Source organism: Ferrimicrobium acidiphilum DSM 19497 (assembly GCF_000949255.1).
Taxonomy (GTDB): domain Bacteria; phylum Actinomycetota; class Acidimicrobiia; order Acidimicrobiales; family Acidimicrobiaceae; genus Ferrimicrobium; species Ferrimicrobium acidiphilum.
Window position 1 is genome coordinate 46,006 of sequence record NZ_JXUW01000017.1, and the last position, 12,998, is coordinate 59,003.

The window sequence follows — 12,998 nt, forward strand, 5'->3', positions numbered from 1 at the left end:
TTTCAACGATCTTGGTGTGGCTGTGGTTGCGAACGTGACCATCATCGCTCATGGAGGAGTTCGCAACCTCTTCCACAACCCGTCAATCGCGAATGTGCAATGCTACCCCTGTCCGATCTCAACCCCTATGGTCGTTGCGTCGTCAACCTCACTCAGCTCGACCTCCCGAATCACCCCCGCGGCCGAGAGATCTGACAGCGCATCTCCTATCGCCTTAAGCCGATCCACAGGTGCACTTACCACAAGCTTGTCTACCGGAGCCTTCGGTGATACCTTGTGTTCACTCTTGACCTTACGAACCTCGGCCAGAACCGACTGGGCGGCACGAAATACCTCAATCGAGGCGTAGTTGGGCTCCTCGGGTTCGTCGGCAGACACCGATAGTCCAAGCGCTCTTGGACCCTCACCAGGCTGGGGCCAGGCGTTTCGGTGGATTGAATCCTGATGGAACCAGGACCAAGCCTCCTCGGTAACAAATGGCTGATAGGGAGCCAAGGCTCGTAGCAACAGTTCACTCGCACTGCGGAGCGTCGCCAAAGCCGACGCCCTTCCGTCCTCAGAGAATGATACGAGCGGCAGGTCCGTCCCGACAGGATCGCCATAGGCACGAACCTTGACTAGCTCTAGATAATCGTCACAAAACTCCCAAAAACACTGCTCGATCGTCTCAAGCGCCCCGGTGTAATCATTGCGTTCAAGTTTCACAGTGGCATCACGGAGTGCCTCGTCGAGCACCATGAGAAAGCCAGCATCCACGGGGTGCACAACGGCTGGAGTCCCCGTAGATCCAGTACGATCTAGGGTCCCTAGCACGAACTTGGTTGCATTGGCGATCTTGATCGCTAATCGCCGCCCAATTTTCATCTGCCCCTCGTCGGCTGCAGTATCCACCCCAGGTCTACCTCCCGCAGCCCAATAACGTAAAGCATCGGCCCCGAAACGCTCTACAAGCGGCATAGGAGTGACCACGTTCCCCTTTGACTTAGACATCTTCTTGCGGTCAGGATCGAGCACAAACCCCGATATCAGAGCGCGCTTGAACGGGAGGTCGTTGAACCCAAGTTCGCTTCGGACCATCGTGTAGAACAGCCAAGTTCGAATAATCTCCTGTCCTTGGGGGCGTAGATCCATCGGGAACACCTTGGCATACCGGCTCGGATTGTCGAGCCAACCGCCGGCTAGTTGTGGGCTAAGGCTTGAGGTCGCCCAGGTGTCCATCACGTCAGGATCGGCCACAAATCCACCAGGCACACCCCTCTGACCTTCGTCAAAACCACCTGGGGCCTGGCTGAGTGGATCAACTGGAAGATCTTCCCGCCTTGGGACGATCGGTCGCTCGTAGTCAATATCACCCCCCTGGTCGACCGGGTACCATAGTGGAATCGGTATGCCAAAGAATCGCTGCCGTGAGAGGTTCCAGTCGGCGTTTAACCCACTCACCCAGTTCTCATACCTCACCTGCATGTGAGACGGAAGCCATTCAAGTTCTTTCCCTCGTGCAAGGAAGGCGTCACGATGCGGGAGAAGACGTAGGAACCACTGACGTGAGGCCACAACTTCGAGCGGTCGATCGCCCTTCTCATAGAACTTGACTGCGTGTTGCACGGCGGTGGGTGTGCCTAAAAGATCGCCTGATTCGGTTAGCAGCTCTGCAATTCGCTCCCGGGCAGCGACACTACGCCGTCGCGCTATTTCTGCATAGAACCCGTTGGCACGCTCAGGATTTACGGAGGGGAACTCCTCGGAACCAAAGACGATGTTCTCCAGGAGTCGACCGTCCCGGCCCATGATGACGCGTAGCGGTAGTTGCCCCTCTCTCCACCAAGTAACGTCGGTAAGATCGCCAAAGGTACACACCATGGCTGCACCAGTGCCTTTTTCAGGATCGGCCAACGGGTGTGCGATCACCTTCACTGGAGCTCCAAATAGCGGCGTCAGCGCCTCTTTCCCGATCAGCGATTGATAACGACGGTCGTCCGGGTGCACGACGAGACCAACGCATGCGGGAAGGAGCTCCGGTCTTGAGGTTTCAATCTCTAGCTCTCCACCATCGGGTAGCCCAAACCGTATTCGGTGATACTTCCCAGCGACCGGACGATCCTCGAGTTCAGCTTGAGCAACTGCCGTCTGGAAATCGACGTCCCAAAGAGTCGGCGATGAGCTCTGATAGATCTCACCTTTTTCGAGCAGGTCTAGAAACGCTGCCTGAGAGACCTGTCGCGAACGCGTACCCACGGTTGTATAGGTAAGGGACCAATCGACCGATAGGCCAATACGTCGCCACAGCAACTCATAAACCTGCTCATCGAGCTGTGTGAGCTGCTCGCACAGCTCGATGAAGTTGGCTCGCGAGACAGGGCGAAGCTCCTTGGATTCGGTGTCAGGAATCAGGTTTGGCTCATAGTTGAGAGAAGGATCGCAACGGACAGAGAAGTAATTCTGCACCCGTCGCTCCGTTGGAACTCCGTTATCATCCCAGCCGACAGGATAAAAGACCTCGCGACCCTGCATTCGCTGGTAGCGAGCGATGATATCAGCATGGGCGTAGGAGAATACATGTCCAATGTGGAGCGAACCGCTCACCGTTGGAGGAGGAGTATCGATAGAGTAGATGGCCTCCGCAGGGACGCTGTCGTCAAAACGATAGACGCCACGCTCCTCCCATGCCGCAGACCATTTTTCTTCAAGTCCATCAAGGCTGACCTTGTCAGGAACGTTGATCACAGCAACCATCTCCTCTCACGGCTCCGCGCCGTGACTTCACTCCCACCGCCAACAGCGGCTCGTATACTGAAAGAGCGATGACCACACTCTTTGACACCATGACCGGATCAGTCACCCAGCTTATCAACCCGGGTCAGGAGGCCTTCTCCCTCTATGTCTGTGGGCCCACCGTCCAAGATAGACCTCATCTTGGTCACGGTCGGGTCATGGCGACCTACGATCTGCTTCGTCGTCACTTACGCAATAAAGGTCTTGCCGTAACTCTTGTCATGAACGTGACGGACATCGATGATAAAATTCTTACTAAGGCTAGCCAAGAATCTACAAGCTATCAGGCGGTAGCCCAACGTTACGAGGCCATCTGGTGGGAGACCATGGATCTGCTGGGGATTGAGCGCCCTGACGCCACCCCCCATGCCACCGAATGGGTTCCCAACATGATCGCAAAAATTCAAGCAATGCTCGACTCCGATGCCGCCTACGTGATCGACGATGGTGTCTATCTCCGGGTCTCACGTGTGCCTCATTACGGGCTGCTGACCAAGCAGGACTTCGACCAACTACAGCCTGGTAATCGTGTCGAGGTGAATCCTTTGAAGGAGTCGCCGTTCGACTTTGTCCTCTGGAAGAGAGCGGAGTCTACCGAACCCGGCTTTGATGCCCCTTGGGGTTATGGACGGCCAGGGTGGCATACCGAATGTGTGACCATGTCTACTGAGATCCTCGGATCGAGCTTCGATCTCCACGGAGGAGGAATGGACCTCATCTTCCCTCATCATGAGAACGAGTTGGCCCAAGCTCAGGTTCTTGGAGTACCTTTTGCTCGACACTGGGCCCACGTGGGTTTTGTCGAGATGGGTGGGGAGAAGATGTCGAAGTCACTGGGCAATACGCTCGATCTCACCGATGCCGTCACTCGATTCGGCGGACGGGCGATCCGGCTCGCGTATTTGCGGGCCTACTACCGATCGCCGTTGGAGATGTCCGACGCCACGCTCAACGATGCCCGATCCTCACTCAACAGAATCGACAACTTTCTCGATCGCGGTGACGCGGGCGACCTTGACGATGAAGCAATCTCCGCCTTTATCAGCGCACTTGATAACGACCTTGACACCCCCACGGCCTTCTCACTCCTCTTTGATCAAGTCCGAGCAGGCAATACACTTTTCGATCGACAGCAAGTTGGGGCGGCCACGGCGAAGATAGCTACCGTTCGTGCCATGCTCGAATGGATCGGCCTTGCCCCTTCACAAGAGGCACTCATGGTACCTGCAGAGATCAGTCAAGCCGTCGAAGAGAGGGATCGGGCGAAACGAGACCGAGACTACGCCACTGCTGACGCACTAAGAGCGGTTATTGAGGCAGCTGGCTTTGTCATACTCGACACCAAGGATGGCACCCAACTCCGCAAAAGTCGGGCCTAGTCCCATCTGCGACGGTTGAAGGCGATCAAGGCGGACGCATGGATGTTACTCCTCAGTAATATAATGGAGATTGTTAGGAGGAACAATGGATCCATTTTCGCTTTCACTGACTGAAGACCAGATCGAGTTACAGCAGTGGGCACACGATTTTGCAGACAAGACCATCCGACCGGCGGCACACGAGTGGGATGAGCGCGAAGAGACGCCATGGCCAATTATCCAGGAGGCAGCAAAGATTGGCCTGTACTCATACGACTTCCTCGTCAACGCATACGCTGATAAGACCGGGCTGACGATGCCGCTAGTCATGGAGGAGCTTGCCTGGGGTGACGCAGGGATCACGCTAGCTATTTTTGGCTCGACCCTAGCTGTGGCCGGCATCCTCGCCAACGGCACGGCGGAACAGGCAAATGAGTGGATTCCCCAATGCTTTGGCAGCGCCGACGACCCCAAACTCGCCGCCTTTGGTGTCACCGAACCGGATGCGGGAAGTGATGTCTCTTCGCTCAGGACCCGTGCGGTCTACAACGAGGCGACTGACACCTGGACACTCAACGGCACGAAGACCTGGATTACCAACGGCGGGATCGCCGACATCCATGTCATCGTTGCCAGCGTCGATCCAGAACTTGGCTCGCGTGGCCAGGCGAGTTTCCTGATTCCTCCTGGAACCGCAGGGCTTAGCATGGGGCAAAAGTTTAAGAAGATGGGAATTAGGGCATCGCACACCGCAGAGGTAGTTCTTGAGAACGTCAACGTCCCAGGGACACTCCTCCTTGGAGGCAAGGATCGACTCGACGAACGGCTAGCCCGTGCGAGGGAAGGGAAACGCTCCTCGTCGCAGGCAGCGATGGCGACCTTCGAAGCCTCCCGCCCACTGGTTGGAGCACAGGCGCTCGGCATCGCCAGAGCTGCCTACGAATATGCCCTTGACTACGCCCGCGAGCGACGCCAATTCGGGCGTGCAATCATCGAGAACCAAGCAATCGCGTTCAAGCTTGCAGATATGGCTACCCAAATCGATGCCGCTCGCTTGCTCGTCCATCGTGCAGCTTGGATGGCTGCCCAGGGACACTCGTTTTCGCATGGTGAAGGTTCGATGTCGAAGCTCTATGCAGGCGAGGTAGCTGTCAAGGCAACCGAAGAGGCTATCCAAATTCTTGGCGGCTACGGATATGTCCGAGAGTACCCCGTAGAACGATGGCATCGCGACTCCAAGATCTACACCATCTTTGAGGGTACCTCGGAGATCCAGCGCTTGATAGTAGCGCGTGCGATCTCAGGGGTAAAGTTACGTTAGCGACTCATCCGAGAAAGTGTCTATGCCGGGCTACCCATCGGTAGCATCGGCTCGCAACTGCCTTGATCGGGCGACTGGCAAGAAGGCTACTTGCTCGCTTGCCGATACCACCCGCTAGGCGGAGCCACGCTATCACCGCGTCGATGCCGACGAACTCGCTACCCTCGAAGTTCAGCACGACCCCTGGGGCCTGGGTTGTCGATCCACGACCATCTAGAACGCTGATGTGCGGCGCTAGACGACAGGCGATGGCCCCGCTAGCTCTACACAGACGACAGGTGCCATCAATGGAGAGTGTAGGTCCAGTTAGAGACGTGCGCACCTGTATCCCGTTTGTTGGCTGTGATCGATCGTCACTAACAGGACTGGCGTCAGGCGGACTCTCTTCGCCATCTATATTTTGCCCAGGTATTGACGTGCGCACACATTCAGGCTACACGTCTATTAATCAACCATTCGCCGAACCGCGTCGATGAACCCACCGTTTAGGAAGAGCTCGCGATCGTGGCTGCGCCGTACCCTGCAAGACGATCACCCTACACTCGAGAAGGTGAGTCATAGACAACGGAATTCGCTTGGCAACACCGCCATCCTCTGGGGGACCTTACTCGTCGTTGGTGGACTCGTCTGGCTCGGTTTTGGATCAGTAGCTGAAGTTTCAGTCGGTCCAGGCGGCATAGTTAACCTTGCAAGAGTGGTCCAGGTCGGCAAGCAACATCCGCGAAAACTCAAGCTCTTCGACGCACAGTTGTCGGTCTCCTCACTCACCCCACTGCAGTTTCTCATTGGCCATCTGAACCCAAACCTCACGTTCGTCAGTCCGATACATAACCAAAGCAAGGGAGCAAGCAATACTGGATCGACCAACCTCCAAGCAGCACTCTCTGCCGCCGTAGCTGCCTATCGCTATCTAGGCATGCCGATCAAGCCAACTCGGGGGCTCCTTGTCCGCGATGTCCTTCCGCAATCCCCTGCAAAAGACGTAATTCATCCCGGAGACCTCATAACTGCAGTCAACGGACTACCGGTCTCAAATCTTCTTAACTTCGAGACTGCCCTTACCTCACGACCTCGCAACTCAACAGTGACCCTGACTCTCGATCGTCAAAACCCTGGACTCTCCCAAATCACACGTCGGCAGGTTCAGGTGCCCTTCAACGAGGGAAAGCTGGGTGTAATCATAACTACCGCTAGCTTGTACGAGCTGCCAACCGCTCTACATATAAGTATCCCCAAAGCGCTTGATGGCACAGAGGGCCTCGCCGAGGCTCTTGCGATCATCGATAGCACTCGTCATCTTCACCTTAAGCATTCGTTGTCTATCGGCATGATCGGACTCGTCAGTCCCGATGGCAAACTTAAGCCAGTATTTGGAATCGAACAAAGGGTCGCTGCGATGCGGGCTGGGCATCTACGCTATGTACTTGTGCCATTAGTACAGCGACAGAGCGCCGAGCAGGCTTCACACGGCACCATCGCCGTAATTGGGGTAACCTATCTCTCTCAGGCAGTGCAGGAAGTTGAGCGGCTCGCAAGGGCAGAGACTCCAAAGGAAGTAGTCCGATAGGAGGCAATCGTGTGGCGATCAGAGACTAACGGAGCACATGAGAGCTTCAGCGTCGTCAGAAAAGGTTATGACCGCGAGGCGGTCGACCGCCTCGTCGCTGACCTTAGAGCAGAACTTTTGCAATCCTCAGAACGAATCGCCAAATTAGAGGTTGAACTAGCTCAAGCTCGCCAAGCTTATGAAGCATTGCGCGAGGATACTCGGCTCGCTCTGTCCGATCCTGACAGGGCTAGCAAACTACTTGGGCAAGAGGCCTCCGAAGTCCTCAAAAGCGCTAACGATGCCGCTCTCGGGCTTCGGCGTAAAGCAGAATCAACTGCCAAGGATCTCGTCGAGCGTGCTCGTCGTGAAGCTGAAGAGATCACAAGGCAAGCAAAGTTGGCAGCAGAAAGCGAGCTGGAAGAGGGGCGACAAGTCGCGCGCGCGCATCTCGAAGAGGTTCGACAGCAGGGGCGCGAGATTCTAGCTATGGCCGACTCTACAGCCTCGAATACCGTTGAAGCCGCCAAGCGCGAGGGTCGTTCGCTCGTCTTCCGAGCTCGAGAGCATGCGGCAAACCTGACCCAACAGGCGGAGAACAGGGCGGCCCAGGTGCGTGAGGAGATCTCAGGGCTCGACCTTGAACGTCAACACCTGATAGGGATCCTTCGAAGCGCGCAGGATCTGGTTCGAACATCGCTAACATCGCTAGATACACGACCACTAATGCCTGCAGTGGCTGGTAGCTCTAACCATGACGCCAACCCAGCTGACGAAACGGGTACAACCGGCGAAACAGGTACAGCCAACGAAACAGGTAAGGAGCGTGCAACCCAAACTCACGAGACGACGCTGCAAGATCCGGTAGACACATCCGCTGACGAGATTGCATCTCCTCCCACCGCGGCTATTAGAAGCGACGAACAACCAGACAACCCTGGATCGATGCAACCCGAGATGACCTTTGCAGACGTAGCACGCCTAATCGAGCTCGCCGCCGAACAGACCGCTGCGCTAGAACTCGACGACCTTGACCAGGAATTCATGGAAGACGACACGACCGATTCGGTGGACGGAAATGCAGTTGAGCTGGATTACCAAGAAGGAAACACGCCCCAAGCACAGTCGATCACGGAGCCTGTCGATGGCAATTCTGTCGATGGCAATTCTGTCGATGGTGATGCATCGTCACCTGAGGCTACCACCAACACTCCATCCAGCGAATTAGAGGGCCCAACACTGCCGTCCGAGAATCTGCACTCTAGAGACCATGATCCAGACACTACTGAGTTTGACGACGAGATCGTGGTCGTCGAGCGCTACCGACAGTCAAGCACCGAACAAACACAAGCTGAGGACCCGAAGTCTCGCTTGCAACGCCTGGAGGCACTTTTTAGCGAGCTCCGCGATGAAAGCCCCCAACAACCTCTGACGTCCCAGACCAATACGGAGAAAGACGTCTCACAGGCACCCATATCCTCCAATACAGTTCACACCGAGATTCCGACAGTCGAGATGCCTGAGCCAAGCATGGAGACACTACAGAACCAAGAGACCGACCAGCTTGCTCAGAAAATTCGTTCCGCTCTTCGAGATCTTTTCGATCCCCGCAGCATCGATCTCTCCAGGAGAGTAAAGCGTATTACCCAAGATGATCTAAACCAGATTCTAGCAACGATACGATCCAGTGGGCGTGAGGGTGCCATCACGCTGATCGAGCAGATGGTCAACGATAGCCAGTCGCGCTCCGGTGATGTACGGTTACTCATTGCTCGTGTTGTCCACGCAGGCTCTGATTTCGCAGCCCTCCTCGGAGACCGAAGTCACGATCCAACGGGCGAACACTTCGACAAGATCGTGGAGGAGATCGCAATCGACCTCACCGATACCCTCGGCCAGGCAACCTTGGTAAGAGCACTTGACACGATCACGCAGGAGTCCGAACTCGGAGAGACGGAGCTCGTAGCTCGTACAAACGGGGTCTACCGCGAGGCTAGGCGCAAACTTGACGAGCTCATCAATGACAGCGCCTACCGTGCGTTCTGTCGAGGTTCTCGTCTCGTTCCCGGCGCAACCGGTTATCTTTGGGTCACCTCCTCATCCTCACAGCCATGTGCAGATTGTGAAGACAACTTGCTCGCAGGAATCAATCCCTTAACTGAGACGTTCCCTACAGGACATGAGAATCCGCCAGCACACCCAGGGTGCACATGCGTCATTGTTCCTGTCTTCGCCTAAGGTGTTGTAAATGCGCGTTCCACAAGATCTGACCCGCAACAGGCGCGGACCTTCTAAGGCACAGCTAATTCTCATCGGAGTCGTTGTTCTCCTCATCATACTCCTATTCTCACTCAAAGGTGTGGCGGTTTTCTATACCGACTTCTTGTGGTTCTCGAACTATCATCTCGACGCAATATGGAAGGGAGTTCTCCTAGCGAAGGTTGAACTATGGGTCGTATTTGCGGTTATCTTCGCGATTGCGTGCTATGTCTCGCTCACGATCGTCAATCACCAGCTACCTGCCATCACTCAACAGGATGATGACCTAATACAGCGCTACCGCGCCACCAACGAACGACATCCCAGGATTTCCAAGATTGCAATTACCGTCGTAGCTACTCTCGTTGTCGCCTCCCAGGCTCCGAGTGAATGGAAGAACTGGCTGCTCTTTAAGAACTATGTCGCCTTTCCATCCAAGGACCCACAGTTTCACATGAATGCCGGCTTCTTTGTGTTCCGGCTACCTTTCATACAGTTTTTAATCTCATGGAGTTTCCTTGCCGTTGCAGTCGTCTTCATTCTGACCATCGCAGTCGCCTATGTCAATGGATCCCTTCGTCTGCAAGGGCGTGGCACTCGGGCAACTTCCCATCTCAAGGCGCACATGTCCGTTCTTTTGGCAGTGATGGCTCTTATAAAGGCGGTTGGCTACTACTTCCAACGCTACCAGCTCGACATGTCGACGAGGGGGTACGTCGAAGGTGCGAGTTACACCGATGTACACGCTCAGCTCCCGGCGATCAACCTGCTTATCTTCATCTCGATCGTCGCTTGTGGGCTTTTCGTGTTCAACATCTACCGTCAAGGTTGGGTGCTCCCGGTTTTAGCACTCGGTCTATGGGCCTTCATCTCGATTGTGTTAGGTGCTATATATCCAGCCCTCATCGAGAAGTTCGTCGTAGCGCCGGCTCAGGAACAGAAAGAGGCCCCTTATATCGCTCGCAACATCACCGCTACTCGATATGCGATGGGGCTTAACTCGGTGGCGGCAGAGCCTTATAATGCCGGAGCGAACACCTCATCTTCGGTCGCTCTCACAAACACAAACGCACTGCAGTCGATTGCGCTTTGGGGTTCCACACAACCTCTACAGACGTTCGATAAGCTCCAAGATATTCGGTCGTACTACCAATTCAACTCGCTCTCTATAGAGACCTACAAGGTGCACGGAGTCACCACTCCGGTGATTGTTGGCGTGCGCCAGATAAACTCAAGCAACCTACCAGCTCAGTCTTGGGTTAATGAGCATCTCCAATTCACACACGGCTACGGGGCTGCTTTGGCAGAAGCTAACACCGTTTCCAACAGTGGAAACCCGGTGTTTGACATTGGCAACCTGCCTCCCGTCTCCAAGGGTGGGGTGCCCACCCTCAAGCAGCCGCAGGTGTACTACGGCGAAGATATGAGTGGCTACGTAATCGCGAACACCAAGCAGCCAGAGATCGACTATCAACTACGCTCGGGCGCCTCGGTCGAGACCCATTACCATTCGACCGGTGGGGTGCAGCTATCATCGATCATTAAGCGAGCCGCGTTCGCATTGCGCTTTGGCGACATCAATATCTTGGACTCATCGCTTCTAACCTCCAAATCGAGGATTATGTTCGAGCGAGGCATCGTCCAGCGCGCCCAGATGGCGATGCCATTCCTGAAATATGGATCCCACCCATACCCCGTCATAGCTAACGGGCGAGTCTACTGGGTGCTCAATGGCTACACCACAAGTGCAAACTACCCTTACGCACAATCCGCAAATACAAGCGCGGTTCCATCTGGGAGCCAATTAGCGAATGCAAACTACAACTACATCCGCAACTCCGTGAAGGTAGTAGTCGACGCCTATACCGGAGCTATGCACTTCTACGTGTCGGATCCATCGGATCCGATGATCCAGTCGTATGAAAAGGCATTCCCTCACATCTTCCAGCCGCTCTCTGCGATGAACTCACAGATCAAAGCACACCTTCGATATCCAAGTGACCTGCTGTCGGTACAAGCCCAGATGTACGGGCTCTATCACGTTACAAGCCCGTCGAACTTCTACTCGGCAGGCAACGCTTGGGAGGTATCAGCCAGCCCGGCTATCGGCCAGATCCCCTCGGGAACTAGCGGAGGTTTCGCCTCGCTCTCAAGCAGCAGCAACTCTCCAATGTTGCCCGTATACGAAATGATGCAGCTTCCAGGAACAACATCACCAAATCTAAGTCTTGTCGAGGCCTATGTCCCCTACTCGCCATCGGGTTCAACTCAAAATCTCACCGGCTTTCTCGTTGGTCAATCATCTCCATCGAATCCCTACCAGCTCACAACTCTCATCACACCCAATGGCCAACAGATCGATGGACCTAACCAGATCACGTCTCGCATGACATCGCAAACCGCGGTCTCTCAAGAGCTCACGCTTCTTGACCAACATGGATCAAATGTCGATTTTGGTTCGACCTCAGCTATCCCGTTGGGCCAGAATCTACTCTGGGTGACTCCTCTCTATGTATCTAGTACCTCAAACCCGATTCCTGAGATCAAGGAGATTGTCGCCGCCTATGGAACAAATATCGCCATCAGCCCGACAATAGCCGGAGACCTACAACAAATCTTTGGAGTTGTCCCTAATGGAGCCGAGGGAAGTCAGAAGATCGCGAGTTCGGTCCCAAACACCGTCGTCTCCTCACAGGCTTCGAGCATTATCTCGAAGGCGCAATCTCTCTACAAGAAAGCACAGATTGCACTCAAGTCTGGCAACCTATCACTTTATCAACAAGATATTAACCAAATTGGCTCGCTACTCAACCAAATTTCTACCAAGGTCACGTCATCATCGGTCAAGAAGTAGGACACCCTCCAGCTATACTGTAAGGAACAACGCGGGGTGGAGCAGCTAGGTAGCTCGTCGGGCTCATAACCCGAAGGTCGTAGGTTCAAATCCTACCCCCGCCACCACGGTCAAGGCCGGTGCGAAAGCACCGGCCCTTTTGCTGCCCCCACGAGAATCCCACTGGCCATCCAATGGATTCGGGCTCTTCAGATTTCGGCGGTAGGACTGTCGACAGCAACCCCCAGTTGGGCTTCACGGCGTAGAGGAGCAGCCCGATGAAAACAATCGACCTATTTGGCCCCAGTGCAGTTGAGGTATTTGGCCCCACCCTCAGTCGTGCATCATAACCTGGTTGGTCCTTGAGTTCGCACATATTGGAAGGGGTTATGACCGTCCGGGCTTCGGTGAAGACTCGTAACCTCGATGAGGGTCCTTTGGTCCACCTCCGGTACCTGTCAGACAGGTTTAGGCAAGGTTGCTTCGCGCCCGGCCCAATGTGAGCTCAGCTGAGTGTCACCAGTCGTGTACTACACCCAGAACCATTTGGTCCCTGTGAGCCAGCACGGCCAACCAATGTCACCGGACATCAGCAGAAAGCAGTGCCTGTGTTGAGCACACCAGGTACGTCAACTCTCAAGGTCTCTGAGGGCGACCGGTTCGTCACAATGTGGACACATCCCGCCGGGTCCAATCCGAGCGCAGAACAGATTGCAATCCGGACATCTGCGAATACCGAGGTAACGGCTCTCACAGCGTGGACACTCATACACGATCTCAATGCGTCGGGCACTGGGCTCAGAGCTGGGAGTACCCGAACTCTGGCGAGCCCGATAGGCCGCCTGGCGACAGCTATTTGAGTGAAACTTGCCTCGGCCAGAGGATTCGAAGGGAAGGCCACACCATGCA

General features: G+C 55.1%; 7 protein-coding genes, 1 tRNA gene and 1 pseudogene. 6 read left to right on the plus strand and 3 right to left on the minus strand.

What is annotated here, in order from left to right; genetic code table 11:
- Positions 1-102 precede the first annotated feature (102 nt).
- The gene (gene valS, locus FEAC_RS08955) at positions 103-2,733 is read right to left on the minus strand and encodes a valine--tRNA ligase (protein ID WP_035389784.1); all 2,631 of its coding nucleotides are present in this window, start codon (positions 2,731-2,733) and stop codon (positions 103-105) included.
- A gap of 68 nt (positions 2,734-2,801) precedes the next feature.
- Between valS and cysS the strand changes: the two genes are divergently transcribed.
- Both cysS and FEAC_RS08965 read left to right on the plus strand, forming a co-directional pair.
- Entirely contained in the window at positions 2,802-4,151 is a 1,350-nt protein-coding gene (cysS, locus tag FEAC_RS08960; protein ID WP_035389783.1) for a cysteine--tRNA ligase, read from the plus strand.
- A gap of 85 nt (positions 4,152-4,236) precedes the next feature.
- The gene (locus FEAC_RS08965) at positions 4,237-5,451 is read left to right on the plus strand and encodes an acyl-CoA dehydrogenase family protein (protein ID WP_035389782.1); all 1,215 of its coding nucleotides are present in this window, start codon (positions 4,237-4,239) and stop codon (positions 5,449-5,451) included.
- A 4-nt stretch (positions 5,452-5,455) separates the two neighbouring features.
- On the opposite strand, the gene FEAC_RS08970 is transcribed toward FEAC_RS08965, so the two are convergent.
- Positions 5,456-5,875, minus strand: a complete 420-nt coding sequence (locus tag FEAC_RS08970; protein ID WP_152623156.1) for a thiol-disulfide oxidoreductase DCC family protein — start codon at positions 5,873-5,875, stop codon at positions 5,456-5,458.
- Between the two features lie 126 nt (positions 5,876-6,001).
- Here FEAC_RS08970 and FEAC_RS08975 point away from each other — a divergent pair, with 126 nt between their 5' ends.
- From FEAC_RS08975 to FEAC_RS08990, 4 genes are all read left to right on the plus strand, one after another.
- Positions 6,002-7,018: a PDZ domain-containing protein gene (locus tag FEAC_RS08975; protein WP_052566122.1), complete on the plus strand. Its 1,017-nt coding sequence runs from the start codon at positions 6,002-6,004 to the stop codon at positions 7,016-7,018.
- A gap of 9 nt (positions 7,019-7,027) precedes the next feature.
- On the plus strand, positions 7,028-9,235 hold the full coding sequence (locus FEAC_RS08980) for a coiled-coil domain-containing protein (protein ID WP_035389776.1): 2,208 nt from the start codon (positions 7,028-7,030) through the stop codon (positions 9,233-9,235).
- Positions 9,236-9,245: 10 nt separating this feature from the next.
- Entirely contained in the window at positions 9,246-12,110 is a 2,865-nt protein-coding gene (locus FEAC_RS08985) for a UPF0182 family membrane protein (RefSeq protein ID WP_035389774.1), read from the plus strand.
- A gap of 30 nt (positions 12,111-12,140) precedes the next feature.
- Positions 12,141-12,217: transfer RNA gene (locus FEAC_RS08990), tRNA-Met, on the plus strand.
- 501 nt (positions 12,218-12,718) lie between these two features.
- Here FEAC_RS08990 and FEAC_RS15965 read toward each other — a convergent pair.
- Positions 12,719-12,998 (minus strand): annotated as a pseudogene (locus tag FEAC_RS15965) (hypothetical protein); the annotation flags it as partial.